Here is a 23,651-nt window from a genome sequence, read left to right as displayed (position 1 = left end):
GAAGGGGGATGGGACGTTCACCATCACCAATAATCCGGCGAGCAATTTCCCGGGCTTGTCCGCGGTCCCAGGCGTGAAGATCATCAATGGTGACTTCAACAACGACGGCCGGACTGATATCGCGTTGACGGGTGGTCAGGGCTGGACGACGATTCCGCTGGCGTTGTCGAACGGCGACGGTAGATTTACTGTCACCAACAGTCCAGTGGGCGAGTTCGGTGGTTGGGCATCTCCGGCTGCAACGAAGGTCGTGAGTGGCGACTTCAACGCTGACGGCCGAACCGACATCGCATTGACTAGCAGTCCGGGCTTCGTTTCCGTCCCGGTCGCATTTTCCAACGGAGACGGTACTTTCGCTGTCACTAATAAGCTGGTCCCGGATTTCCCGACCTGGGCAGGTCCAGCAACAGGCCCTCTGCAGAGGACGCAATCTGTCGCGACTGTCCTGGCAGCCGATGCGAACTCAGTGACGGTTACATGGACCGATGGTTGGATTAATGAAGGTGGCTTTGCGGTACAGAAGCGCAACAAGCTTGGTGATTGGCATGAAATTCATCGGGTCGTTACTCGTAACCGAATAGGTCATGCGATTGGCGGATATTCTTTTGTCGATACCGACAAGAGCATGGGAGGGCAGTGCTACAGAATTGCCGCGTTCAACGCGACTGACGTCGGTTACGCCAATGTGAAGTGCACGGTTCGACCTGACCCCGATCGGTTCCCGCAGTCGGTTCCAAATGACGTTGCTCAGTGGGGCGGCATCGCTGGCACCGACGACTTCTCCGGGTCGCTGGGGAACTTCTTCCGGGAGGAGGGAGGTCCGGCATATGTTGTGTATGACCAGGGCGACTTCGGGGTGGACCTGAAGTTTGGCGCCGATCCTGCAGCGTGGGGAGTCAACACCGTGGACTGGCCGGTTAGCGTAGAAACTGGTCCACCGATCATGAAGGGTCAGTCGATCGGGCTCCACTTGGCCGGACGTGGCTGGCTGACCTACGACGATCAGAACTTCGGCGTTGATCTAGGGCTGTCTGACTCCAAGTCCTTCGAGTGGATCGTGATTGGAAATCGGAGCACTCCGGCGGACGAAACGGATGCCGGTAGCCCGATAGCCAGCGGCAGATATGCACTCTGGAACACGCGCAAAAAGGCCTTCCTTGTTAGCGGCGATCAAACCACAGGAATGAATCTCGTCTGGTACAATCCGTTCGCGCCGCCGCCACCACCCCCGCCGCCCCCGCCGCCGGGAGTGAAAAGGATAACAATCTTCAACTGTGCAGGGTCGCCGAGCTCCAGCTTAGACATCCCGAGACCGCTGAAGTTCTGGACCAGGGACGCCACGGCAGGGGCACCATTCACCTTGGCCTCGACGGTGAACCATGGCTGGACCGGATCCACCTGCACGGCCACCAGCTCCAATGCCTTTGTCTTCACACCTCCGACGACGAACCACATTTACCAGGTCAGAGCAATCGACTATACGAAGGCTGGTTGTGACGATCCTGACGGCGTAATCACTGGCACCTGCATCAAGTCCGATACGTCTTTGAAAGGTGACACCAACGGTGTAGAGACCAACTTCACCATCAGTTGATCGGCACCACCACTCTGCCTCCCCCTCAGGGGTGCGGCAGAGTCATCCGGTGGGTTTTCGACACGCCGGTGGTCGATGACTGGCGGGCATGGCCCGTGAGGTGATCTTGCTGGTTCCTACGCCGGCCAGATCACCGCAGGGGGCCATGCCCGCTGAGTCATCATCACAGATCGCGCCTGGGATTGGCGACCTCCTCGGTGTTGGGAAGACCTTCGCCAAGACGAACGAAATCCCCATGTTCTCAACGCTTTTGGGCCGTATCGACCTGGTAGGCCGGGATGCCCACTGCGTCCTGACAGCAAACGGAACCAGCCGCACCTGCACAACCGGCTCAAGAAGTTGCACTGGCATGACATCCCGGTCGGCCACGACATCCACGACCACCGCCACAAACACGCCGAGCGACGGACCGTGAAGGGTCACCATCGTGGATGCCGGACTGGCCAAGGTTGCGCCCGCAACCTGCAGGGCGCGGAAATGACGACCGTTCATCCAGGACTCCGTAGCTCAGACGAGCAAAGACTCGCGGAGACCGACCTACATGTCAGGTCGTACTGAGAACGGTACGTGAGGTCGTACGCGGACACAGGATGGTGATCGACCGCCAGCGGCACCCCTGCCATTGCTGCCTCGGACCTACTTGGTGTTGCCTGCTGACGAACAGCCGTGCGACTTTCACTGACTGGCTCGGTGCCGATCACCTATGAGGTTGCCGCGGCCAGCGGCAATCTGGCGACTATTGCACTCGACTGTGGCGATCTTGCAACTGCTGCGCGCCGAGCATGTCTTGCACTTGATGGTTTGGAGCATGAAGTGCAATCTCGGCCTTTGGGCGACACGAGCCCGGACCGTGCTACGTGGCGCCATTGTGGACCAATCGCCCCCCGAGTCGCCAGCCGGTCCAGGTGCTTGTTGCGAGATCGCTCATACCGAGGCGGTCGAGGACTGTCTGCGGACGATCTTTAAGCTGGTCGGCCGGAAGGTGTCGGTGACGACCTCCGGCCTCGCCGAGCGGCTTCGGGTCGCGCCGCCGACGGTTTCGGCGATGTTGAAGCGGCTCGAGGCCGGCAAACTGATCACCCGCTCAGCAAGTCATGCGATCAGGCTGACGGACCACGGTGTGCGGCACGCGCGGGGAGTGACGCGCCGGCATCGGATGGTCGAGACCTTCCTGGTCGAGGTGCTGGGGCTGAGCTGGGACGAGGTCCACGAGGAAGCCGACATCCTGGAACATGCGATCAGTGAGCGCCTGGAGGACCGGATCGACGAGTTCCTCGGGCACCCGAGCCGTGATCCGCATGGTGACCCGATTCCGCCGCGTAGTGGTCGTCATGTGGAGTCGTGGGCCGCGCCGCTGGGTGGTGTTCCGGCAGGCAGCCGGTTCCGGGTGGAACGGGTCGCCGATGACGACAGCGCGGCGCTGAGGTACCTGGCTGAGCGCGGGATCACCCCGGGCGCCGTACTCGAGGTGATGGACCGCGAGCCGTTCGGCGGACCGGTGTGGGTGAAGGTCGGCGCCAATAGGCACGCCCTCGCGCCGATGCTCGCTGCCGTCGTACACGGTGAGGTTGCCTGATGTCGGGCGCGGCTCGCAGGGGCTTCCTGCTGGGTGGGGCCGGGGTGGCCCTCGGCGCGGTCTCCGGTGGAGCGGCACAGGCCGATCCGACGCCGCCGGTGGATCATGGCGCCCACGCCGCGCATGGTGGCGGTATCAACGGCCCGACCTTCCGCGGCGGCCAGGTCGACCATCTGGCGAACGGATTCAACCCGACCGAGATCCTCCGGGGTTTCGACCACGGCAAGACCTCGAAGCTGCCCGACGGCCGGACTCTGCGGGAGTGGGAGATCTCCGCGATCGATCGTGAGATCGAGGTTGCTCCAGGAGTCTGGTTCCCCAGCTGGACGTTCAACGGGAGAGTGCCGGGGCCGACCCTGCACTGCAAGGCCGGCGATCGGCTGCGGGTGCGGTTCATCAACGGATCGGAGCATCCGCACACGATGCACTTCCACGGCATCCACCCTGCGGAGATGGACGGCGTACCGGGGATCGGCCGCGGCGTGATCGAACCTGGCGGCGAGTTCGTCTACGAGTTCGACGCGGAGCCGTTCGGGTTCATCTCTACCACTGTCACGTGGGTCCGCTGGCTGAGCACATCGCGCGCGGCATGTACGGCGTGTTCGTCATCGACCCACCGCAGCCCCGGTCGGCGGCGGACGAGTTGGTGATGGTGATGAACGGCTACAACACCACCTTCGATGCTCAGGGCAACCAGCTCTACGCGGTCAACGGGATCCCGTTCCACAACATGCACGAGCCGGTCCGGGTGAAGCGCGGTCAGCTGGTCCGGGTCTATCTGGCGAACATCCTGGAGTACGACCCGATCAACAGCTTTCACCTGCACGGGAACCTCTTCGACTACTTCCCGACCGGTACCCGGCTCGAGTCGTCGGAGTACACCGACATTGTCGTCCAGGCGCAGGGTCAGCGCGGGATCTGGCGAGTTGAGGTTCCCGCATCTGGGCAAGTACTGTTTCACGCGCACAAGAGCGAGTGCGCTGATCTCGGGTGGATGGGCTTCTTCGAGGTGACCGAGTGACCGCTCCTGGCCTTCGTGGACGTGCACCGGTCGCGGTTATCGCGATCGCCGCCGTTGTCGTGATGGCGATCGCCCTGACCGCACTCGCCGTCCTCGGCGGCCGGAGTCTGCCCGAGCGGACCGGACCCCGGTCGAGGAGCTGGTGGTCGAGCGGGTCACGCTGTCGCCCGGCATCATCGAACTCACCCTTCGCAACACCGGTCCTGATCCGGTGCAAGTCGCGCAAATCGCAGTGAACGATGTCTACACCGGCGCAACCGAGCCGTTGGGCCGGCTCGGCGAAGAGACCGTCCACGTGGACTATCCATGGCCGGAAGGGCAGCCCTTCACGGTCGCGATGCTGACCTCGACCGGCGCCGTCATCGAGCACGAGATCCCCGCAGCCGTCAAGTCACCCGCCACGGGTACCCGGCTCCTGGCCCTGATGGCGCTGCTTGATACCTACGTGGGCGTCATCCCGGTCGCTCTTGGGATGATCTTCCTACCTGTACTGCGAAGAGCCCGGCTGCGCGTGATCCGCGGGCTGATGGCTGTCACCGTCGGGCTCCTCGCCTTCCTCGCCATCGACGCGACCATCGAAGGGCTCGACCTCGCGGCCCGTATCCGGCGGCGCTTTCGGCGGTCCGCTCCTGGTCATCCTCGGCGCCGGCCTGTCCTTCCTGGCGCTGACCGCAGCCGACCGATACCTCAAGGGCCGTGAGTCGAAGCAGCCGGCCGCCGGGTCGGACGGCACCCGGCTGGCATCGATGATTGCAATCGGCATCGGGTTGCACAACCTCGGCGAGGGGCCGGCCGTCGGGTCGGCCTACGCGGTCGGCGAGCTTCCTCTGGGCGCCGCGTTGGTGGTCGGCTTCGCGCTGCACAACACCACGGAAGGGCTGGCCATCGTGGCAGCACTGGCCCACCGGCGACCGTCCCTGATCCGGCTCCTCGGCCCGGGCTGCTAGCCGGCGGACCAGCGATCATCGGCGCGGCGATCGGCGCTTCTGTCAACGACCCCGCCCTCGCGTCGGCGCTGTTCGGCGTTGGAGTAGGTGCCATCGTCCAGGTGATCATCCAGCTCGTCCCAAGCCGACGAACCTGCGCTTGCTGTCTGTCGGCGACATGCCTGACGGCATCGCCTGGAATCCCTCCAACCATGACGGTTTCGTCTACTACGAGGTCTTCTCGGGCGGCGTTTCCGTCGCCACAGCAGCGTCGACCAGCTTGTCCTTCACGGAGCTGATACGCGAGAGAGGCACCGTCTACATCGGCGACAACTAGTTCACAGTCCGAGCCTAGGGCGAACACCAGCACGGCTCCAACTCAGCGACGGCTTGGCCGTAACGATCCCACTCTGGTGATCGTAGGCGTCGGATAGCAGTCTGGTCGCTGCGAGCGAGGCCGTCGAAGCCGTCGCGACCGTGACCTGTCGAGAGATCGGCCGCCCGCATGGCCAGATCAAGCGGGCCGATCAGCCTTCAATACAGGGGAGCGCCCGCCGAACCGGTTAGTTCGTTGCTTACCGCCCCAAATACAGCAGATCTGACTTGTGGCATGAGTACAGCGTCTGGTTCCCACAACCAGCGCGGCTCATCGCCGAGCTGGGCATCGGCATGCCCATCGTTTTCCGAGCGGTAGCGGGCAGAGTCTGTGCCGAACGCTGGAATTGAGAAGAACCACATGAACGGGGGAACCGATGAACAACTCGAACAACGCTCAGCAAAAATCATCCTGCTCACCGGCAGAGACCGCGACTAAGTTGAGCTATGCAGCGAAGGAGCCTGCCGAAGTTGTTGGTCAGGTTGGGCTGGATCAGTGGAGTAACTTGACGGCTCGTCCGCTGCGGGTTGCTGCGTTCGCTGTCGCAGTTGCGACGGCAGTGCAGCTGGTTGGCGCAGCTGACGCGTCGGCGCGGGTGATCTGCACGATCGCCGAGTGTGGAACAAACTACAGCGAGCGCGCGGTTCGGGATGGTGATTGGCCGATGGTCGCACGTCGTGCAATTGCGGCCCTGGCGGCAGCCGCTGCAATGGCGTTGCCAGTGGCATGCGCTGTGGGAACGACGCCCGGCACGATGGACGCGGTGGCAGCGGCGCGAATGATGGACCGCGAGCCTGTGGATCCACCTGAGGATCCAGAGCCGTGTCCGCCCAACGGGTGTGGCGGGAACCACAACGAGCGTGCTGCGCGCGATGAGTAGCACAACGAGGGGCGTCAGCGGAGCTACCCGGCGTACCCTAGAGGTCGCGAGATGTCGTTGAGACTGCTGCCTTGAGGGCTCGGGTGATGTGCGTTGCCGCGCAGGTGTCGCGGCTACCGCAGCGCTGCAGTGGTGGCCGCGTCTGATGCAGCGGCACGAATGACCTGTACACAGCTCGAATGTGGCGGCAACCACAACGAGCGAGCAGCCCGGGATGATGGCTGGTCGGTACGGGGAGGTCGTGCGGTTACGGCCTTGGCAGCCGCTGCTGCGATCGCGTTGCCGCTGTCCAGCGTCTTGATCGCGACGCTCAGCTCTAACGCCCCGGCGTCCGCGGCCCGAATGATGGATGACGGGCCCAGCGAGCCACCCGACGATGAAGAAGAGTGTCCGCCCAACGGGTGCGGTGGCAACCACAACGAGCGTGGCGCCCGCGATGAGTAGCGCATCGGGGGCGGAGTATGGATCTTGCCGGCGTGCCCAAAGTCGCGAGATGTCGTTAGGAGTGGTCACTTGAGGGCTCGGGTGATGCGCGTTGCCGCGCTAGGTGTCGCGGCTACTGCTGCGCTGCAGGTGGCTGCCGCGTCTGATGCGGTGGCACTAGTGAACTGTACGCAGATCGAGTGCACCGGAAACCACACCAAGCGAGCAGCCCGGGATGATGGCTGGTCGGTTCGGGGACGTCGTGCGGTTACAGCCCTGACGGTTGCTGCTGCGAGTGCGTTGCCGCTGACCAGCGCCGTGGTCGCGACGGGTGCCGCTGGCAACTCGGCAACTGTGGCACGAATGATGGATGAAGAGCCGGATGAGCCGGAACCTTGCCCACCTAATGGTTGCGGCGGGAATCGCAACGAGTCGGCGGTGCGGGACCGTTGGTGACAGGGAGGGCTGCGTCCGAGGTGGATGAAGCAGTTTTGCTGTTGGAGCGGGCGGCGGCGTTGGCTGGTGACGATCCTTGTGCAGCTGGTGGATTGGCGGTTCAAGCGGCTGAGCTTCTGGACGGCGCGGAGAGGTATGACACGCTGGTGGCGGCAGCACAGCTGCTCACCGCCGCGGCCGACTGGCTCCGCGCCGCGAGTACGTGGGCGCAGGCTGCCGAGGCCGCTGCCGATGACAGAGTGAGAGTTGGCCACCTGTCCAGCCAGGGAAAGGCTGCGCGATCCGCCGGCCGATGGGGCGAGGCTGAACTGGCTTATCGGCAGGCTCTGGCGTTGGCTGTTGAAGTGTGTGGAGCTGACTCCGCGCAGACCGCGGCAGTGCGGCACGACCTGGCCATGACACTCAAGTACAGCGGTGGTTTCGCGGAGGCTGAACATCTATATCGACTTGCTCTGGATACTGCGAAGTCGACTGGTGACGCAAATTTCGCTGCCGTGATCTATCACAACCTCGGCGGGCTCTCGCACGCACGAGGGATGGCAGACGAGGGCGTGAGGTGGGCGCGGCAAGGGCTCCGTCTTCGCAAGACGACAGCTCCGGATCCGCTTGCCGTTGCTGCCGACGAGGGTGCGCTCGCGGCCCTGCTGATAGATGTCGGCCACCACGAAGAAGCTGAAGCACTGCTGATGAGTAGCCGTGCGACCTTCACCGACCAGCTCGGTGCCGATCACTATGAGGTTGCCGTGGTCAACGGCAATCTGGCAACCATCGCGCTCGACTGTGGCGATCTTGCAACTGCTGAGAGCCGGGCTCGTCTTGCGCTTGACGGTAAGGAGCGCGCGCTGGGGGATCGTCATCCTGAGCTCGCGCCCACTCTCACAACTCTAGGCACGATTCGTCGGCGTTGTTGCCAGCGCGCTGAGGCGATCTCCCTTCACCAGCGCGCGCTGGACCTGCTAGTCCCACACGTCGAGCCCGGCCACCCCCTCCTCGCCACCATCCGTGGGAACCTCAAGATCGCAACTGCCATGGCGACAGCACCCGGCCAAGACGAGGCCGCACCCGCGCACGACTAGCCTGCGGTACAGCCGGCGCACTGGTGGGTGTTGGCCTTCCGTTCACGGCGCTCGTGAGCTGATCGATGAGTTTCGCTAGGGCCGATTGCAGGCGTGGATCTTTCAGACGGCCGTCGGAAGCGAAAGCATTGTCAGCCTGAATGACGGCGAGTGCCTCATCCACCACTCTGGCACCGATCGTCTTCAGGACATCTCGCAGGTCTGCCTGCGCCCAGGCGGCTCCGAAAAGCCCGGTGGAGGCGCCGATTACTGCGACCGGCTTGCCCTGTAGGGCGTTGTGGGGGAACGGTCTCGATACCCAGTCCAAGGCATTCTTGAGGTGGCTCGGCTGCGATGCGTCGTACTCCGACGTGGCGATGAGGAGTGCGTCTGCCTCGGCAATCGCGTTCAGAAGAGTCGCCATCTGTCCCGGCGCGCTGCCGTCCGCATCGTAGGGCGGGATCTCGCGCAGGCCCTCGAATACCTCCAATGTCAGCCCGTTGGGCAAGCTGGCGGCGGCTGCCAGCAGCCGATGGTTGTAGGAGTCGCGTCGCAGGCTCCCACAGAGGCCGAGGATGACCATGAGCCGAGAATCTCAGTGGTCAATGGGAGATCGATGGGTAGAAGCCTCGGTCTCTCAATCCCCTAGGTACTTCTCGGAGCTGACCCTGCGACAGTCCATCTCGAACTCAAGCCCGACTACAGGTGGGGCGGCGTTGTGCCAGGTCGCAGGTCTGCCGCTTCTGACGCGCTCATCGAGAACAGGCAGCGCTGCTTGTGCTGAGCGAGCTGTGTACACCTCGACGGCCGAGCATGCGGACCAGCTGGCTCCGAGGGTGTCGAGTCGGCGTTCCATCTCGTCCACGACCCAGTTTGCTTTGATGACGATTCCGTCCGGTGTGAGGTCGTCAGGGGCCGCGGCGTACAGCCGGTACGAGCCGCGCGCCTCTGGAGCCTCGGCGCTGCCGGACACTACGAAGTCGACGGCGGTGCCTTGATCTTCCTGAGGGGCCGAGTAGACGAATGCATGTAGTGCCGGCTCGTCAGGTGCCTGAGCGACCGGACAGACATTTGTACGGGCGATCGGATTGGCTCCTTGGATCAGGAGGCCCGCTTGGTCGAGCAGTTTGCGGTAGAGGTTGTTGAAGGCGTCGAAGGCGCCTTCTGACTGCGGCCGCGGGGAGCGTAGTTCGAGTGCGCAGAGAGCATGTGTGGGTAGTCCAAGTCCAGCGAGCTGTTCTACAGCCCTGGATAGACCTTCGGAGAGCGGTGTCAGTTCGGCGAAGGTGCAACGATGGAGACCGTGGCCCTGGGTGGCTCTGACGCCCGCGGAATACTGGCGTACTGAGGGGATGAAGTGGTACCCCCGGCCGGAGTCTTGCACGACGCTCATGTGTCCTCCTTATTGACGTCCTTTCATGGTGACGAGTGAACGGCGTACGATCCATGAGAATGATTAGGTCATAGCGTTCACCTGAATCGCATGGAGACCGATGCTTGAGCCACCGATGGTCCGCTACTTCCTCGCGGTTGCGCAGACGGGCTCGATCAGGGCCGCAGCGGAGATCTTGCTGATCGCGCCTTCTGCGGTGAGCAGGCAGGTTCACCTCCTGGAGCGCGAAATCGGAACTCGGCTGTTCGAGAGGACGCCCACTGGGATGGCGCTAAACCCCGCGGGGGACGAGGTGCTGGCCTTCTTCACCGAGCAGAGGGCGCGGGCCAAGGAGCTCAGAGGTCGACTGTCGCCCTCAGATGAACCTGCGGTTCCGGTAGTACGTGTCGGTGTGCTTGAAGGCTTGGTCCGGCTGTTGCCGGCTGCAGTCCGGCGCATCCAACGTGTCTCACCAGCGACCCGCATTGATGCCGCTATGGGCGGCTCCGACCAAATTGTGGACTGGATCCTGACGAGGCGAGTTGATGTCGGCTTTGTGTCCGTGCGGGATCACGGACCTGAGCTTTCGTTCGTCAGGACAGTGCAGGTGCCTGTTCATCTCGTGGTCGGAACGGATCATTCGCTGGCGACACGTTCGAGCGTGACGCTCGAGGAGGTCAACGGTTTGGCAGTCGCCTTGCCGGACACGACGTTCGGGATTCGGCGAGAATTGGACCAAGCCTGCGCCGAGCATGGAATCACGCTGGATCTGCGAAGCGAGGCCAATACTCTCGGGTTGACGCTGGAGCTCGCTCGCGCTGGCCGCTTGGCAACCTTCATGACTCTTGCCGCACTGCCGGAGGACGCCGCTGCTCGGGGCCTACAGGTAGTGCCCATCCGAGACAAGCGCCTGCGGTCTGTTCCGATCTCTCTGGTCGCGTCGGCAGTTCACCGAACCGAGGCGACCCGCCTGAGCGCGAAGGCCCTCCGAGGACTGCTTGGCGATCCTCTAGTTCGCGCCTGGATGTAGGCCCCGATCGGAGTCGAATCAGATCGTGCCGTTGAGGATGTCCAGGTAGAAGTCCAGCTCAGCTTGCCGGGCGGTGTTTACGGCGGACTGACCGCGCAGGAGGTGCCCTTCGCCCTCGAGTCGCAGATACCGGTGGCGCACACCCGCAGCCGCCAGCTTGTCGATGTAGCGATCTGTCGTCTGTGCGCGTACTACGGGGTCCGCTGCGCCTTGGATCACCAGGACCGGATTCATATCTCCGCGCATATCGTTCACGGGAGAGCGGTCGGCCTGGCCGACGAGCCTGCGAACGTAGCCGCGCTCGAACTGGGGAGTCTGCCGCTCCTGAGCGTCGAGGTCCGTCACGGGCGCGTACGCCGTACCGGCTGCGAAAGGTGTCTGCCTTCTTCTGAGAGAGTGCAGTGCAGTCCAGCCACCTGCGCTGACTCCGCGGATGAACACAGCAGACACCAGCGATCGGTGCTGAAGGTGGCGCGCTACCTCGTCGACGTCGCGGACGTCGTGGATTCCCCACTGGCCGGCGAGCTCGTCACGGAAGCTCTGCCCGTGCCCTGACGATCCGGTGTAGTCGACGATAGCCACGGCGAAACCCTCCTCCACGAGCCACCACCAGTCGTCATCGAGGTACCTGGGGGAGGACAACGTGGGGCCGCCGTGCGCGATGACAATCGCAGGCGGAGGGTCAGCACGGGGTGTGCGCGGCTCTTGCAGACGAGCCCACACTGAACGGCCGTCAACCTTCACGCTCACATCGATCGGGACCGGGAAGCCGGAGACTGTCCGCGACGGCGTCGCAGCCGGCATCCACTCATTGCCGGTCGCCAGGTCCTGTACTACGACCGTCGGCCTCGCGGCATGGTGGCCGGCTACACCGATCAGATGATCGCCTTCCGTAGCAAGCCATGGCTGCCAGGCATCGAACTTCGTCTCGACGCGACGAAACGAGCCTGAGCCGTTTGCCAGCCAGGGCTGTCCGCCTACCAAGGCCACGGCTCCGCCACGCCACGGCACGATACTGCGCGACCCCAACCGCCAGTAGGCGTGACCACACTCCTGTGGGGCTTCCCATCGCGCGACGATGTGTCCGTCGGAAGCGTCCACCCGGCATAGAGTCCAGAGGCCGCTCTCCTCCGTAGCAGTGAAGAGATCTCGCCCGTCAGCCCACGCTGCCGGTTGAGCCGAACGTCCTGGCCCTCCGGCGACGGCGTGGACATTCATGAGTGTGCCGTGCCCCAACCGGCCAACCATGAGTGTTGCCGCTTCCCACGGCATATCTGGGGCGTCCCAGCTCAGCCAGGCAAGGTCACGGCCGCTCGGCGAGACTGTCAGAGCCCCGAGGAACCCAGAACTGGTGAACAGTGGTACAGACCCGCCGCTTCCGGAGAGATCAGCCGCGATGATCGAATGCTCTGGTGCTGTCAAGGACTCCCGAACAGCCACAACCATGTTTGTTCCCGGGACGACATGAAGGTCCGCATATTGCACTCCGCCTCCCAACGCCGGCGTGAGCGGCCTGGATGTCCCACCCGAGATGATGTGTAGTCGACCATCGCGGGCATTGAAGGAAACAAGACCCTCCGAGGTGACAGTCCAGCCCTGCCCTGGGTATCCGTGCACGAAGGTTGTCGCGTCCAGCTCTACCGGCAGCACGCTCGCTGGAGTCTTGCCACGCTGTGCGCAAACGACGGTCGTCCTCCCACCGCCGGCGAGGTCGGCGCACCCCCACCAGGCGGTCTGTCCGCCTTTGGTCAGGGCGACGCCCGCCAGATTGCTTGGAAGGGGGTAGGGTTTCAGCGACGCGCTCACACCACTGCAACCGCGTCTACCTCGATGAGGAAGGCTGGGTTGACAAGTGCGCTGACCTGGACGAGTGAGCTTGCCGGCGGCGCGTCAGCACTGATGTATTTGTCTCGTACCTCTCGCAGATCGTGGAGGTGGCGCATGTCAGTCAGGAAATAGGTCATCTTCACGACGTCGCTGAGACATGCGCCCCCCGCCTGCAGCGCCGCGGTCAGGTTGTTGAAGACTTGCTCCGCCTGGGCCTTCGCGTCTCCTTCACCGACGAGATTGCCGTCGGCATCGAGCGGCACCTGGCCGGAGACGTGGACAATGTTGCCCTGGGCCACGACACAGTGGCTGAAGCCGTTGACCGGGGGCAGTCCCGACGGACGGATGTGGTGTTTCATGGTTCTCCTTCTCGGCTGGCTAGAGATCGGTGCTGCGTCCCAGAAGGCCACAGGTCCACTCCCACAGCCTTTGTTGTGCCTGATGCTCGTAGGCCTGGGGGTGCGCAAGTGCTGGACTCAGTCCGTCGAAGTAGGTACCGGTTTGGTGCGCGAGAGCTGGATCCAGTACGAGGTGCTCAACCGCTCGTACTCCGGTCTCAATCTTGTCCACCGCCTCACCACGACCCTGAAGAACCATCTTGGTAGGCATGTAGGTGGCCGGGTGAAGGCTGTTCACGGTGACCTGATCCGGCGCCACCCGTGATGCCAGGGCGAAGCCGCCCATGATTTGAGCGAGCTTGCTCCGGCGGTAGGCAGTCAGGCTGTTGTACCCGCGACGGAACTGGAGGTCCTCGAATTCAAGGGGATGCTGCCCTTTGGACGCGACATTCACGATGCGTGCCCCGCCGGTTTGGCGAAGCAACGGGAGTACCCCGAGGGAGAGCTCGACGCCAGCCACGTAGTTAACCGCTAGGCGTAGCTCGAGTCCATCTGTCGTCTCGATCCGGTGCTCGCCTTCGGGCGCGGCGAAACCTACGCCGGCGTTGTTGACCAGGACATCCAATCGAGGGAGCCGCTCGAGAACCTGAGCGCTGAACGCTCGTACTTGGGTGAGATCGGCGAGATCAGCGCGGAATGCCGTGATGTCCACCGCGCCCGCCGTACGCAGACGACTGATGAGCTTCTCAAGCTTTCGGTCGCATCGGCCGTGTACGGCGAGCTTGGCACCTCGTTTCGCGAGGCTCAAAGCCAAGGCATGCCCCAGCCCATCCGTAGCTCCCGTGATGAGAACGGTTGAACCCACCATGCATATCTCTTCATCGGTCTCCGGTGCCAACTCCACAACAACTACCGTGGCATGACTGCGAGCAGAGCCGACAGGCCCAACTCTCGAATGGTCCGTGCGCGGAATTGGAACGCTCGGAGACAGAGGACCGGCGGTGGCCCGAGAAGCCTCGGACCACCGCCGGTCATCGGTCAGGTGTTGTTCACGGACAGTCGAACTGCTTCTCAGTCCGGCAGGTGTCAGTGCCCGCGCCGCCGAAGGCTGTATCGAAGCCGGTGTCGCCGGTCAGGGTGTCGTTGCCCGCACCGCCACGGAGGACGTCGTCGCCCGCGCCTCCCTCGATGCGGTCGTCGCCATTTGAGCCATCGAGGTCGTTCGGGCTGTCGCTGCCGATCAGTACGTCGTTCCCGACGCCCCCGATCACGTTCTCGATGTCCGTGCGGACATCATCTTTCTCGCCGGGCACGCCGTCGTTGTCGATGTTGTCGATACTGATGCTCAACGGGGTGTACCGCCCCAGATAATGGACGGTGTCGATGCCGGGTCCACCCGAGATCACGTCGGAGCCGCCGCCACCGCTGGCGATGTCGTCACCGCCCATCAGTACCAGCTTGTCATTCCCGTGATCGCCGTCAATCCGGTTAGGCCCGGCAGTGCCGACCAGCAGGTCGTTGCCGTGGCCACCGGTCAGGTTCTCGATATCGCTGTGGACGTTGCTGTTCTCGCCCGCCGCTCCGTCATTCGCAATGTCATCGAGGGAAACCTTCAGGTCAGCAGATGATCCGTAGGTCACTCGATCTACCCCAGGACCCCCGACAACGTCGTCGGTACCACCCAGCAATTGTGTGACGTCGTCGCCTGGCCCGAGGTCGATCCTCTCGGGTGCAGCGCTCGCGTAGACAGTATCGGAACCCGAACCGGCCAGCAGCGTAGCTGGGAAATCGGTGCGGTGGCTGATCGAGTCGTTGCCATCACCTGTCTCGACAACCACCTTGCTGACAGCCTTCAGCGGACACTCAACACGACTGCTGGTGCCTACTGTTACGCAGAGCCCGCTCGCCACGAAGTCTCGCCCGAGCTCCTCCACGACGATCCTCGGCGGCCGATCAGCCGGGAATCCCGTCACGTAGATCGTCGGATGGTCGTCCTGCGGTCCACCGAGAACCTGCAATAGACCATCCTCAAGCGCTACTTTGATGGGCGTCGGCGCTGCAATCGCAGGCGACTGGACCGCCAGCGCGATTAGTACTCCGGCGACCGCCGTAGAAACCTTCAACCTCAGAGCATTCCTTGTCATGGCCATGGGCCGAAACTGGCAGCTCCCACTGGGCAATCGCTGGGGATCCCTCAGCCCATGCTGTCAGCTGAGCCACGAAGGCATCCCTCATTCCACCCGAAGCCCCAGGCCATCCCCTTCTTCCGACGATCGTTGATCGAAGACGAAGGAGAACCTCGAAATGAAGATGGGTCATGGGGTCCGCCGCAGACTTTTGTCCGGGGCGGCAGCGACGACGATGTTGGCCTCGGCCGGCCTGTTGATGGGAGCGACGCCGGCGAGCGCGGCAGCATCGACACTGGTCCGGTTCGAGCCCACGACCAGCGCGTTGCACGTTCAGGCACAGGCCGGTCAGGACAACAACATCGCGGTCAGCTTTGCTGCCGGGATGTTCACCGTCACCGACACCGTTGGTGTTGCGCCAGGCATTGGTTGTACGCTCCGCGATGCTCACTCCGTCACCTGCCACCTCCCGCAGGCGGAGAAGGTCGTGGTTGATGCCGGCGACGGCAATGATGGGGTCGACAACGGCAGCTTCGTACCAAGTGAGCTCAGAATGGGCGCGGGGAACGACCTGGCCACCGGTAGCGATGGCCAGGATCTACTCGACCTCGGATCCGGCAATGACTTCGCGGATCCGCGCGGTGGGGCAGACGTGGTCGTCGGCGGCCTTGGGGTTGACACCGTTTCTTACCGCAATCATCGGGCAAACGTGACGGTGTCGCTGGACAACAAGGCCAACGACGGTATTGCTGGGGAAGGTGATGACATTCGCACGGATGTCGAGAACGTCGTGGATGGCCCTGGCGACGACGTCATCATAGGCAGCGCTGCGGCCAACCGGTTCATGGCCAGTCCTGGCAGGGATGTTTACGCTGGAGGCGCAGGCATCGACACGATCACTTATGAGAATGAAGGCCAGGGCGTCAGCATCAGCCTGGACGACAGGCCGAACGACGGAAAGCCCGGAGAGGCCGACAACGTGCGGCCGGACATCGAGAACCTCATCGGTACGTTGGCGGCTGATACCTTGGTCGGAAGTGCGGCAGGCAACGTGCTTATGGGCGGAGAAGGCAACGACCTCATCAATGGTGGCGTCGGCAATGACCTGATCCTGGAAAGCCTAAGCTTGCCTTTGCTCGTCGTCGGAGGTGCGAACGGGCGCGATGTCGTCGCGGGCGGTCCCGGTGTCGACACGATCTCTTACGCCAGCCGCACCCTGGGTGTGCGAGTTCAGCTGGACAACCTCGCCAACGATGGTGAGTCGGGGGAGGGCGACAACATCCGTGCGGATGTGGAGAACGCGATCGGGGGCCTCGGGAACGACGTACTGATCGGCACTGACGGCAACAACGTGCTGAGAGGTCTTGGCGGCAATGACGCGATCGGCGCGCTCGGTGGCAACGACGTACTAGAAGGTGGCCCTGGCAGCGACACTCTGATCGGTGGAGCCGGACTAGACCTCGCCACCTACCTCGCTCACTCGGGACCGGTGGGTGTATCACTCGATGGGAAGGCCAACGACGGTCGACCCGGCGAAGGCGACAACATCCGAGTTGACATCGAAAACGTGTATGGATCGAACTTCAACGACATGCTCGTTGGCAATGGTCTGCGGAACACTCTGCGCGGGTTCGGCGGTAACGACCGCTTGTATGGGCTGCTGGGCGACGATGTCCTGATCGGCGACGGCGGCCTGGACCAGGCCTACGGCGCTGCTGGCAAAGACAGCTGCAGCGCCGAGTCACGGAACAGCTGCCCGTGACCCCATCTGTGGCCTAGGTGGGCGAATTGCCTGAGGCTGCCTAAGACCTGTCGGGCAACTGCCCGACAGGTCGTGCGCCGCAGACAGGGTCCGGAGCGGTGAGAGCCGCCCGGGCCCTCTGCAAATATGGACGGAGCTGGGACAGCTCGGCGGAGACAGGCTGACCGTCTGCTCGACCGGCCTCGAGCATCCCGATGTAGCGCAGTCCACAGGCATACAGCGCGACCAGGAGCTCGGGTCGGGACAAGGTGATGGAGTCGATCTCGTCACCGGTGATCGACAGTAGGGTGCCGTCCCGCGAGGCCTCGAGCGTCAGGTGTGCTGCAGACCGGAGGTAGCGATAGGTATAGGAGGTGCCTGGAGTTGCGAGTACTTCGACCGCCTCGAAGCACAGGCTCCGGACAGCGGCGAAGAGTTCGTCCTCGATCCTCAGGTCCTCGATCACAAGGCCGCCAGCGATCGTGAAGGTCACCGAGGCTGGTCCATTCGCGTTCATGGAGTGCCCTCCTGCCTGGTGTGGCCGGGTCCGCTGTGCGGCTGGCGGATCTGGACGGTGGAGTCTTGGGTCAGGAAGGTGGTGGCCATCTGGATGGCGTCGGGGTCGCGCAGGATGTCGCGGTGGCCTAGACCCTTGGTGGGGTGTAGCTGGGCGTTGGGCCAGCCTTCAGCGATGGTGACCGAGCCGGTGTAGGGCATCTCCGGGTCGTTGATGTCGTGGAGGCAAAGCAGATGAGGCAGTGTCCCGCGCTCGGCGAGGAGGTCGGAGAAGATGCCGGCGACGTCGAAGTACCGGAAGGGGAGGCCGAGGCGCTGGTGGATTCGGCGGAGGAGGTGGCGCCGGGTTCTAGGACCGATGCCGGTGAGGTCCGTGAGTAGGTCGAGGCTGGGGTTGTAGGTGTTGGCTGCGGCGATGAAGACGAGGCGGCGTGGGGTAGGTAGGCCGTTGCGGATGGCGCTGGCTACGACAATCGCGCCCATTGAGTGGGCGACGATCGCGTGGGGCGCTCCGAACCGAGCTACGACTTCGTGGAGTGATCCGGCGGCCTCCAACGGATCGGAACTCTGAGGGCCGCTGCGGCCGGCATCGGAGTCACCATGGCTCAGGGCGTCGTACGCAACGACGCGGAAGCCGGCCTTGACGAGTGGGAGCGCGTACGCGGCCAGCTGTGTTCTCCAGCCGCCCCAGCCGTGGACGAGATAGATCGCTGGGCCTGTGCCCCAGGCGATCCCGCGGACCTGCAGGCCGTCATGCGAGACAGCGAAGGACTCGCCAAGCGGGAACTCCAGCGGGATTTGGCGCCGGTGCATTGGCGCTCGCCGTGGCAGGCGGAAGAAGATCTGTTCGGCAAGCTTGGCAGCGAGCCGGGGCGCCGTGCGCTCCAGGAGCGTTCCACCCAGGCGAACGGCCCGTTGAACCCTTGAATTGTCCTTCTTTGGCATGCAACCAGTTCACCCCAACAACCTTCCGCTGGAGTGAGTGTTCCCTGACTGTAGACGGGGGCAGCTTTCCTCCCAGTGATTGCCCATCTCGCTGCGACAGACTCCCAACACTGCGAGGAGGACAGATGTTGAGGTGTGACAGTCGCCCGAGCTGGTTGATTGGGTTCGCTGGCTTCCTGATGGCAATCCTGTGGGCAAGTACCGCGATCCATCCGGCTGATGGCGAGCACGCTGGTGAGCCAGAGAGCTCAATCGCCATTGGTGGCTTGACGAATCCGCCGCCCCCGCCCCCTTGGCCTGGGGGTTGACAGCCGTTGTTCCTCAGCGAGCTGGTCGCCTGAGCCTGAGAAGGGTCCTCTGTCGGATGTCAGCTCGTTGACGAAAGGGGAATCATGCGTTGCCGCATTAGTTGGTCTACATGCCTCGCGGGGATGTTGTCGGGGTTGTGGTGCGTGGGTACGTGGTTTGGCGTGTTCGACAGTTGGGTGGTCGCGGCGTCGATCGTTTCGGAAGCCCAGGGTTGGGTGCCGGGCCCGCCACCTCCAGGACCCGGACCAACCGGGTAGTTAAGCAGTTCGAATTTGGAAGGACGACAAGTGAATTCTGCCGGCACTCGCTCGGGTCGAAAGGTCGGGTTGGTCGTTGCTGTGCTCTGCGGGGTCGTGTGGATCGGTGTTCTTGAAGGCTGCATAGCCGAGGAGCCGAGCCGCCGCTGTGCCTTCGGTGTCATCAATAATCCGCCGCCTCCACCCCCGTGGCCAGGCGGTTAGGCCTTGGCCTCAGGCCTTTTGGCCAGCCAACTTTCGTCTCTAGGAGGTCTATTCGTGAGTCAGCTTCGTGAGCCGGTGTTTGCTGTGTTCAGGGTGGTTGTGGGTGTTCTGTTTGCCCTGCATGGCTTGACGTCACTGACCGGTGTGCTCGGTGGAGTTCGTGGTACCGGGGCAGCAGTGGAAGTCGGTTTGTGGCCAGGGTGGTGGGCAGCGCTGATCCAGTTCGTGGGCGGCGTGCTGGTGGCCGTCGGGCTGGGCACGCGCGGAGCGGCGCTGGTCTGCTCAGGCTCCATGGCATACGCCTACTTCGTGGTCCATCAGCCGGATGCTCTCGTCCCGACTGCGAACGGGGGCGAGCTGGCAGCCTTGTTCTGCTGGACCTTCTTCCTGATCGCCGTCGCAGGTCCCACCCGCTGGTCCGTCGACACGTTGTTCTGGTCTGCCAAGCAGTCAGGAACGTAAGGCTTCGATAACGGCACTCCAGTTCAATGCGACCTGTCGCGGCTCGTCCGGGACTACCCGCGCATCGAGAGCATGACCGCGTAGGTCTTGGCGATAGAGGGTCGCGGGCAGATTGCGGTAGACCCGGATCCGATAGAGCGGTTGTCCTGGGCAATAGATCTCCAGCTCGAGCCTGCAGAGTCGATGGGTGACAACGCCGCGGAGTCTGGTGCGCGCACGCGACCATCGAACGTCGACGATGCGTGCGACTGCCTGCTGTCCGGCACCGAGGAGATGGCGAGGCTCGCTGAGACTTCCCACTCGGGCCGCGAGTATCGTCCACAGGGCGCCGATGGCGATGAAGCTGAGTGCGTGGTAGCGGATCCAGGTGGCGACCTCAGGCAGGAGGACGGCTGTGACGGCCTCTACTGTGCCTAGAGCAACGAATACCAACCCACCGGCGGCGTAGACGTTGATTGCCGGCCGGGGGCGGATGACGTTACTCAACGCATCTCCTGAATGCCAACGCCTTGCCATGCGACCAGGCGGAGATTCGGAGCGAGCGTCTGAACATGGTTCCCCCGTGAGAATAGGGAAGGTTACTGGCCGGTCCTGGGCTTTAGGCTCAGGACCGGCCAGCGTTAGGTGTTGAGGCTGGAGTTACGGATGACGTAGAGCGGTGCCTCCCAGCTGGCAGTCAGTTGCCTTGTCATCAGGGTCGATGACGCAGCTGTTCGTACCTGGGCCGCCCTCGGCGATGTCGCGTGGTCCGCCGTCGCGGACGACGAGGCGGTCGTTGCCCCGGTCGCCGCTGAGCACGTTGCGCACCAGGGCACTGCCGGGTGCGGTGATGCTCAGTTTGTCGTTGCCGGCGCCGCCGCGGATTGATTCCACAGTTGGGCGGACGTTGTCCCTTTCGTTTCCGGCATTGCCGCCGTCGTCGAACTGTCCGTTGTTGTCGGCAACGATGTCATCGGGCCGATTGGAGTACGAGACCGTGTCGGCTCCATCGCCACCCTCGAAGAAGTCGGAGTCCGTACCGCTCCCGCCCTCGAGAGAGTCGTCGCCCTCCGCCCCGAACAGGTCGTCACTACCCGGGCCGCCGTTGAGGGAATCGTCGCCGAGTCCGCCGGTCAGTGCGTCGTCACCGAGTTCGCCGAACAGCTGGTCGCGCCCAGGTCCACCATTCAGGTTGTTGTTGCTGCGGCTTCCCACCAGTACGTCGTCGGACAAACCGCCGATCACGTTCTCCACGTCGGTGTGCACGTTGTCACCTTCGCCGGACTTGCCGTCGTTTGCGGTGTCGTCGATTTTCACAACGACCGGTGCATCCCGGTTGCTGTAGTCGGCGAAGTCTGTGCCTCCGCCTCCGGAGAACTCGTCCGCGCCTTCGCCACCGTCGAGGAAGTCATTCGACTTCCCGCCCTTCAGTAGATCGTTGCCCTGGCCACCGAACAGGTGCCCGGTAGTCGCACTTGGTCCGAGAGCGAGGACATCGTCGCCCGGACCACCAAGCAGCGTGCCAGTCAGCGCCTCGAACTCATCGGCCGCGTCGAAGGTGACCTGGTCGTTCAGATCGCCGGCGTCGATGATGACGTGGAAGATGCCTCGTGACGGGCAGGCCACGGTTTGTGCATCGATTGTGGTACAGGTCGGCGAAGCCGCCACTGTGTCGCGGGTGTCGTGAACAATCAGCCGGTCCTCCTTCTGCGTGACCGAGATGTTGTTTACCCGGCCAGCCTGGGCTTTCACTGTTAGCTCTCCGAGGTTTGGGTTGGCCTCGACGCTTGTCACGGCGTAAGCGGCTCCGCCCAAACCTCCGACCGCAGCGAATGTGGCTGGCGTCACCAGCGCCATGCCCGTTGCTATACGCAACGACCTGCGCCAGCGGGCTGTCCGGCGTATCGGTGGATCGCCCCTGAAATCTTGCATCCGCTCTCTCCCTTGTCCGTTGGGTGGACTTCCTGGTGCTATACAGTTCCGGCGTACTGGCTCACGTGGTACGCCGTGGTCCGGCCAGTGGGGTTGCGTCTCCAGGTCGAGACCAAGAGGTGAAGGTCGTTCGGTTGCGAGGTGGACCAGGGGTGGATGAATCCGCCGTACAGGCCTGACTCTTGTGCCCACGTGACCTGGACCTTCTCCGCGGACCACGCCCGAGTTGGGCCGGCCGCCGTACGGGTGACGATCTTGTTCGTGGCGGCGTTCAGGTAGGACATGACCCAGGCCCCGTCGCTGAGCCGGCGGACCGATGGTTCGCCGAATCGGCCGGTCAGGATAGGTGTGCAGGGTCGACTCCAGCCCCAGTTGCGGCCGTTCCAACCCCAGCCTTCGTACTCGGCAGGGAAGAGCATCCGGTCCCAGCGGACTCGACGCAGCATCATCGCGCCGTGCTGGCGCCCGGCGGGTACGGAGAAGACATAGACCCAGTTGCCGTCGCGCTGCATCGTCCACACCTGGAAGGGGTCGTCGTTGTTCGCGTTGTTCCACCATTTGAGGTTGGTGCGGACGAAGTCCTTGCCGTTGTCGGAGTAGGCCAGGCCCGCGTAGTTCGTCTTCCACAGTGAGTTCCGCGGGCCCGGGGTCCGGTGCTCGACACTCGTGTAGGAAATCAGTTGGCGGCCGTTCGGGAAGGTGATCCCGTCGTTCGGAATCGCGGATACCTCCCAGACTCCGTCGATGCCGAGCCCGTTCTGTCCGCTGTGGAAGATGGCGGGGGCCAGGCCGTTGCTGCGGACTCCGGAGGCTTTGTCGAAGACCAACCCTCCGGTCGTCGCTGGGTGGATCTTCGATCGCAGCATGACCGCTGATCGCCAGTCCTGGTTTGTTTCGGGCCTGGCTGCGCTGAACGTGTTGCCGAACAGGTAGCCGATCGAACCGTTCTCAAGCGTGTAGGGGATACCGAGCTCGGTCCCGGCCACCTGCCATCGCGCAGCGGTGTCCAGATCTGCCCCGGTGAGGCGTTTCCTCCAGACGGCTGCGCCCTGCGCGCGTGCCAATCCTGGAGCCGCTACAGCGACTCCGACTCCAGCCACCGTTGCGAGGAAAGCCCTCCGCCTCAGCTCCATGTGCCGACCTTTCCTTGACAATCCGGCCCCGGTCGCCAGCACGTTGCCGTTGGCCAGTCGTGCGGGCGGGGGCGATCTGGTGAGGGTTCGGCTGGATGCTCATCGCCCGGTCAGGGCGGCCGAACCTACGGCTGAGCCCAGCTTCGCCGTACCCGGTGGGCGTTCGCTGGGAAGCCCCTGGTACTGCGTCCGGTGGGGGGCGAGACACAGCTTTCTCTCATCGGACCCAAACCGCGATCTGGCGGGATGTCGGGTGAGGAACTGTCAACCCGATCAAGGAGAATCTTGTGGCCTCGGAAGAATCGATGACCCCAACAGCAGGCGGCCGCGCCAAGCTGACCCGGAAGCAGAAGATCACGAATATCGTCGGCCTGGCGATCATCGCGCTGATCTTCGGCACGGTGTTCTACTTCGCCCGGAACAACGCTTCGAACACCGATGTCGGGGACTGCGTCAAGGAGACCGGATCGAACGGCCTTCAGCAGGTCGACTGTGGCAACTCGGAAGCGCGGTACAAGGTTGTCGGCAAGGTGAAGGACAAGAGCCAGGCCGAGGCAACCTTCAGTACTTGCAGCGAGTTCAAGGGGACGTCGGACCTCTACTGGCAGAAGTCCGGCAGCCAGTCGTTCGTCCTCTGCTTGGCCCCAGTCTCCCCGTAGTCGCTCCATCCGTGAGCTCTGCCTGCCTGGGAAGTCGGGCGATGTATCCGGATCGTTCCCAGCGGATGCCCAGCAGCACATTCGAAGCTATCTCACAGTCGATGCATCTGATGTCGGACCTATGGGAGGGGAGTGCGCGTGATTCCGATTCTGGGGATGCCGCAGGGCGGGGAATGGCTGGTCCTCCTCGCCATCGTCTTGCTGCTCTTCGGCTCAGCCAAGCTGCCGGGCTTGGTGAAGCAGTTGGCCAGGTCGAAGAAGGTCTGGGACAAAGAGGTTCTTCCGCGCCGCCGGCAGGCCAACGAGCTGGCCGAGCAAGTGACCAGTTCCCTGACGACTGCCTCGGAAAGCCTGCCGACTCAGCTGCGCGACCCATCAATCACGCACGTCTCTGACTGAGGTTTCTCTAACACACATCGGGCTTGCCTCTCGCCCGAAGCGCTTACCGGCGCAATTGGCGTGCCCTCTCTTTTCTCAACTCTCGAAGACTGTCGAAGTGGAGCTGGTCCTGCAT

At 63.6% G+C, this 23,651-nt stretch carries 24 protein-coding genes; 13 read left to right on the top strand and 11 right to left on the bottom strand.

Annotated elements, in window-relative coordinates; genetic code table 11:
• The 8 genes from A3ES_RS52980 to A3ES_RS52970 all read left to right on the top strand — a co-directional run.
• Window positions 1-1,594: FG-GAP repeat domain-containing protein (locus A3ES_RS52980; RefSeq protein WP_237745113.1), on the top strand; the 1,594-nt coding region annotated here is incomplete at its 5' end.
• 850 nt (window positions 1,595-2,444) lie between these two features.
• Window positions 2,445-3,170, top strand: a complete 726-nt coding sequence (locus A3ES_RS0131645) for a metal-dependent transcriptional regulator (RefSeq protein ID WP_337587776.1) — start codon at window positions 2,445-2,447, stop codon at window positions 3,168-3,170.
• A complete protein-coding gene (locus A3ES_RS55675) occupies window positions 3,170-3,820 on the top strand; it encodes a multicopper oxidase domain-containing protein (protein WP_202806641.1) in 651 nt (216 codons plus the stop codon). The genes A3ES_RS0131645 and A3ES_RS55675 overlap by 1 nt, the downstream gene beginning before the upstream one ends.
• Window positions 3,727-4,191, top strand: a complete 465-nt coding sequence (locus tag A3ES_RS55670) for a multicopper oxidase domain-containing protein (protein WP_202806640.1) — start codon at window positions 3,727-3,729, stop codon at window positions 4,189-4,191. Before A3ES_RS55675 ends, A3ES_RS55670 begins: the two co-directional genes overlap by 94 nt.
• Before the next feature lie 142 nt (window positions 4,192-4,333).
• Window positions 4,334-4,891, top strand: a complete 558-nt coding sequence (locus A3ES_RS55665) for a hypothetical protein (RefSeq protein ID WP_051084858.1) — start codon at window positions 4,334-4,336, stop codon at window positions 4,889-4,891.
• A gap of 46 nt (window positions 4,892-4,937) precedes the next feature.
• A complete protein-coding gene (locus A3ES_RS55660; RefSeq protein ID WP_051084857.1) occupies window positions 4,938-5,138 on the top strand; it encodes a ZIP family metal transporter in 201 nt (66 codons plus the stop codon).
• Between the two features lie 157 nt (window positions 5,139-5,295).
• The gene (locus tag A3ES_RS55175) at window positions 5,296-5,454 is read left to right on the top strand and encodes a hypothetical protein (protein ID WP_169501820.1); all 159 of its coding nucleotides are present in this window, start codon (window positions 5,296-5,298) and stop codon (window positions 5,452-5,454) included.
• 1,818 nt (window positions 5,455-7,272) lie between these two features.
• The gene (locus A3ES_RS52970; protein WP_169501823.1) at window positions 7,273-8,328 is read left to right on the top strand and encodes a tetratricopeptide repeat protein; all 1,056 of its coding nucleotides are present in this window, start codon (window positions 7,273-7,275) and stop codon (window positions 8,326-8,328) included.
• Here the strand turns inward: A3ES_RS52970 and A3ES_RS49105 are convergent.
• On the bottom strand, window positions 8,264-8,890 hold the full coding sequence (locus A3ES_RS49105) for an NADPH-dependent FMN reductase (RefSeq protein WP_020390860.1): 627 nt from the start codon (window positions 8,888-8,890) through the stop codon (window positions 8,264-8,266). The two genes, A3ES_RS52970 and A3ES_RS49105, sit on opposite strands and share 65 nt — an antisense overlap.
• 54 nt (window positions 8,891-8,944) lie before the next feature.
• The gene (cnbZ, locus tag A3ES_RS0131620; RefSeq protein ID WP_020390859.1) at window positions 8,945-9,700 is read right to left on the bottom strand and encodes a 2-amino-5-chloromuconate deaminase CnbZ; all 756 of its coding nucleotides are present in this window, start codon (window positions 9,698-9,700) and stop codon (window positions 8,945-8,947) included.
• 100 nt (window positions 9,701-9,800) lie between these two features.
• On the opposite strand from cnbZ, the gene A3ES_RS0131615 reads away from it, so the two are divergent.
• Window positions 9,801-10,709, top strand: a complete 909-nt coding sequence (locus A3ES_RS0131615; RefSeq protein ID WP_020390858.1) for a LysR family transcriptional regulator — start codon at window positions 9,801-9,803, stop codon at window positions 10,707-10,709.
• 18 nt (window positions 10,710-10,727) lie between these two features.
• On the opposite strand, the gene A3ES_RS54460 is transcribed toward A3ES_RS0131615, so the two are convergent.
• The 4 genes from A3ES_RS54460 to A3ES_RS49100 form a co-directional block, all read right to left on the bottom strand.
• Entirely contained in the window at window positions 10,728-11,513 is a 786-nt protein-coding gene (locus A3ES_RS54460; protein ID WP_237745115.1) for an alpha/beta hydrolase family protein, read from the bottom strand.
• A 998-nt stretch (window positions 11,514-12,511) separates the two neighbouring features.
• The gene (locus tag A3ES_RS0131605; protein WP_020390856.1) at window positions 12,512-12,895 is read right to left on the bottom strand and encodes a RidA family protein; all 384 of its coding nucleotides are present in this window, start codon (window positions 12,893-12,895) and stop codon (window positions 12,512-12,514) included.
• Between the two features lie 19 nt (window positions 12,896-12,914).
• Window positions 12,915-13,778, bottom strand: a complete 864-nt coding sequence (locus A3ES_RS0131600) for an SDR family NAD(P)-dependent oxidoreductase (RefSeq protein WP_237745111.1) — start codon at window positions 13,776-13,778, stop codon at window positions 12,915-12,917.
• 145 nt (window positions 13,779-13,923) lie between these two features.
• Window positions 13,924-15,024: a calcium-binding protein gene (locus A3ES_RS49100; protein WP_083933834.1), complete on the bottom strand. Its 1,101-nt coding sequence runs from the start codon at window positions 15,022-15,024 to the stop codon at window positions 13,924-13,926.
• Between the two features lie 211 nt (window positions 15,025-15,235).
• On the opposite strand from A3ES_RS49100, the gene A3ES_RS0131590 reads away from it, so the two are divergent.
• A complete protein-coding gene (locus tag A3ES_RS0131590; RefSeq protein ID WP_169501822.1) occupies window positions 15,236-16,762 on the top strand; it encodes a calcium-binding protein in 1,527 nt (508 codons plus the stop codon).
• Between the two features lie 40 nt (window positions 16,763-16,802).
• On the opposite strand, the gene A3ES_RS0131585 is transcribed toward A3ES_RS0131590, so the two are convergent.
• Together A3ES_RS0131585 and A3ES_RS49095 are read right to left on the bottom strand one after the other, a co-directional pair.
• The gene (locus A3ES_RS0131585) at window positions 16,803-17,258 is read right to left on the bottom strand and encodes a hypothetical protein (RefSeq protein ID WP_020390852.1); all 456 of its coding nucleotides are present in this window, start codon (window positions 17,256-17,258) and stop codon (window positions 16,803-16,805) included.
• Window positions 17,255-18,070 (bottom strand): alpha/beta hydrolase, encoded by an 816-nt coding sequence (locus tag A3ES_RS49095; protein WP_020390851.1) that lies wholly within the window; start codon window positions 18,068-18,070, stop codon window positions 17,255-17,257. The genes A3ES_RS0131585 and A3ES_RS49095 overlap by 4 nt, the downstream gene beginning before the upstream one ends.
• A 956-nt stretch (window positions 18,071-19,026) precedes the next feature.
• Here A3ES_RS49095 and A3ES_RS0131575 point away from each other — a divergent pair.
• Complete coding sequence (locus A3ES_RS0131575; protein WP_020390850.1) at window positions 19,027-19,434, top strand: DoxX family protein; 408 nt, start codon at window positions 19,027-19,029, stop codon at window positions 19,432-19,434.
• Here A3ES_RS0131575 and A3ES_RS54455 read toward each other — a convergent pair.
• The 3 genes from A3ES_RS54455 to A3ES_RS0131560 all read right to left on the bottom strand — a co-directional run bounded on the left by A3ES_RS54455 (window position 19,423) and on the right by A3ES_RS0131560 (window position 22,445).
• Window positions 19,423-19,920, bottom strand: coding sequence for a hypothetical protein (locus tag A3ES_RS54455; RefSeq protein WP_157630854.1), 498 nt, complete (start codon window positions 19,918-19,920; stop codon window positions 19,423-19,425). The two genes, A3ES_RS0131575 and A3ES_RS54455, sit on opposite strands and share 12 nt — an antisense overlap.
• A gap of 153 nt (window positions 19,921-20,073) precedes the next feature.
• Window positions 20,074-21,165 carry a calcium-binding protein gene (locus tag A3ES_RS51730; protein WP_020390848.1) on the bottom strand — a complete coding sequence of 364 codons (1,092 nt, stop codon included), beginning with the start codon at window positions 21,163-21,165 and terminating at the stop codon, window positions 20,074-20,076.
• A 218-nt stretch (window positions 21,166-21,383) separates the two neighbouring features.
• The gene (locus tag A3ES_RS0131560; RefSeq protein WP_202806639.1) at window positions 21,384-22,445 is read right to left on the bottom strand and encodes a DUF4185 domain-containing protein; all 1,062 of its coding nucleotides are present in this window, start codon (window positions 22,443-22,445) and stop codon (window positions 21,384-21,386) included.
• A gap of 338 nt (window positions 22,446-22,783) precedes the next feature.
• Here A3ES_RS0131560 and A3ES_RS0131555 point away from each other — a divergent pair, with 338 nt between their 5' ends.
• Both A3ES_RS0131555 and A3ES_RS49085 read left to right on the top strand, forming a co-directional pair.
• On the top strand, window positions 22,784-23,137 hold the full coding sequence (locus A3ES_RS0131555; protein WP_157630852.1) for an LppU/SCO3897 family protein: 354 nt from the start codon (window positions 22,784-22,786) through the stop codon (window positions 23,135-23,137).
• 138 nt (window positions 23,138-23,275) lie between these two features.
• Complete coding sequence (locus A3ES_RS49085; RefSeq protein WP_083933830.1) at window positions 23,276-23,536, top strand: twin-arginine translocase TatA/TatE family subunit; 261 nt, start codon at window positions 23,276-23,278, stop codon at window positions 23,534-23,536.
• Window positions 23,537-23,651 lie beyond the last annotated feature (115 nt).

Origin of the sequence: Kribbella catacumbae DSM 19601 (assembly GCF_000372465.1) — a bacterium.
Lineage (GTDB): Bacteria > Actinomycetota > Actinomycetes > Propionibacteriales > Kribbellaceae > Kribbella > Kribbella catacumbae.
Note: the sequence above shows the minus strand (reverse complement) of the source record. Positions and strands in the feature narration are given on the sequence as shown.

Bases quoted from the DNA above. Each gene is read 5' to 3' on its own strand.
- A3ES_RS0131605 (WP_020390856.1), bottom strand. From the start codon at position 12,895: ATGAAACACCACATCCGTCCGTCGGGACTGCCCCCGGTCAACGGCTTC.
- A3ES_RS0131615 (WP_020390858.1), top strand. From the start codon at position 9,801: ATGCTTGAGCCACCGATGGTCCGCTACTTCCTCGCGGTTGCGCAGACG.
- A3ES_RS0131590 (WP_169501822.1), top strand. From the start codon at position 15,236: ATGTTGGCCTCGGCCGGCCTGTTGATGGGAGCGACGCCGGCGAGCGCG.
- A3ES_RS55660 (WP_051084857.1), top strand. From the start codon at position 4,938: ATGATTGCAATCGGCATCGGGTTGCACAACCTCGGCGAGGGGCCGGCC.
- A3ES_RS0131555 (WP_157630852.1), top strand. From the start codon at position 22,784: ATGACCCCAACAGCAGGCGGCCGCGCCAAGCTGACCCGGAAGCAGAAG.
- A3ES_RS49105 (WP_020390860.1), bottom strand. From the start codon at position 8,890: ATGGTCATCCTCGGCCTCTGTGGGAGCCTGCGACGCGACTCCTACAAC.
- A3ES_RS49095 (WP_020390851.1), bottom strand. From the start codon at position 18,070: ATGCACCGGCGCCAAATCCCGCTGGAGTTCCCGCTTGGCGAGTCCTTC.
- A3ES_RS55175 (WP_169501820.1), top strand. From the start codon at position 5,296: ATGCCTGACGGCATCGCCTGGAATCCCTCCAACCATGACGGTTTCGTC.
- cnbZ (WP_020390859.1), bottom strand. From the start codon at position 9,700: ATGAGCGTCGTGCAAGACTCCGGCCGGGGGTACCACTTCATCCCCTCA.
- A3ES_RS0131585 (WP_020390852.1), bottom strand. From the start codon at position 17,258: ATGAACGCGAATGGACCAGCCTCGGTGACCTTCACGATCGCTGGCGGC.
- A3ES_RS49100 (WP_083933834.1), bottom strand. From the start codon at position 15,024: ATGGCCATGACAAGGAATGCTCTGAGGTTGAAGGTTTCTACGGCGGTC.
- A3ES_RS54460 (WP_237745115.1), bottom strand. From the start codon at position 11,513: ATGCCGGCTGCGACGCCGTCGCGGACAGTCTCCGGCTTCCCGGTCCCG.
- A3ES_RS55675 (WP_202806641.1), top strand. From the start codon at position 3,170: ATGTCGGGCGCGGCTCGCAGGGGCTTCCTGCTGGGTGGGGCCGGGGTG.